2 protein-coding genes are annotated in these 1,033 nt (G+C 69.9%); both read left to right on the forward strand.

The window, feature by feature from the left end:
- Positions 1–542, forward strand: a 542-nt coding sequence (locus tag ACGF5C_RS35290; protein WP_393308828.1) for a GDSL-type esterase/lipase family protein, incomplete at its 5' end; no start/stop codon positions are given.
- Positions 543–648: 106 nt separating this feature from the next.
- On the forward strand, positions 649–1,033 hold a 385-nt coding region (locus tag ACGF5C_RS35295; protein WP_393308830.1), incomplete at its 3' end, for a helix-turn-helix domain-containing protein.

The following is a 1,033-nucleotide window of genomic DNA, read 5'->3' on the forward strand; positions in this document are numbered from 1 at the left end:
GCATGAACGACGTCACGGCGCCCGGCACCGATCTCGTGGCCGCACTGGACCTGATGGAGGAGCTGTACGCGAAGCTGACCGCCTGCGGCGCAACGGTTGTGACGACGACCTTCCCGGACGTGCGCCGGATCGTGCCACTGGCCGCCCGCTACATCGGACCCCGCGTCGACCTGATCAACGATCGAATTCGCCTGTGCGCGAGCCGATACGGACTGCGCCTTGTGGATCTGTTCGGGGCTCCCTCGATGGTCGATCTGCGCATGTGGAGCCCGGACCGGCTGCACGGCTCCGAACTGGGCCACGAACGGTTCGCACTGGCCGCCGCGGAGGCACTCGGCCTCGACGGCGCCGACCACAGCTGGGCCCATCCGCCGGACGGCTCCGAGCGGTTCCGCGCGGCCGGCGCGGCCGGCGAACTCGCCTGGGTCGCAGCGACATTGCGTCCGTGGGTCTGGCGGCGGCTGCGCGGCGTGTCGACCGGTGCGGGCCGACCGGCGAAACGCCCGGAGCTGGTGCCGGTCACGCCCGGCGGAATGCCCTGAGAAGCGGGACAATTCGCCGCGGCCGAGTTTGTCCGCTTCGCCGGAAACCGAATTTTTCCCCGAGTCGGATCACCCGCAGCCCCCGTCGATGCGGTAAACAAGTCGGGTGGACAGTGACGGTCGACAGGACCGACGCGGGCTGAAACTCCTCACCGACCGCAGCGGCGAGCCGGGCGGATTCGTCGCGTCGGCATTCGAGCCGATCCGGCTGACCCAGGCGCGTCGCTGGGCCGAACTGTCCGTCGCCGAACTCGCGGACGCGGCAGGTCTGTCCGCCGCGGTCGTCGAACAGTACGAGATCGGCGCCGTGCAGCCCGATCCGGACGTTCCGGCCGACCTGGCCCGGGTCTTGAAAGTCCCCGTCGAGTACTTCGCCACGGGGCGCCCGATGTGCCGGATCGACGCCGCGGACGTGCATTTCGACGATCCCGGTTCCGCGTCGGCGTCGGATCGCGCGAAGGCGGTGGTGTTCGCGGAGTACATCTGGGAGT

This window comes from Micromonospora sp. NPDC047620 (assembly GCF_043205005.1).
Taxonomy (GTDB): Bacteria; Actinomycetota; Actinomycetes; order Mycobacteriales; family Micromonosporaceae; genus Micromonospora.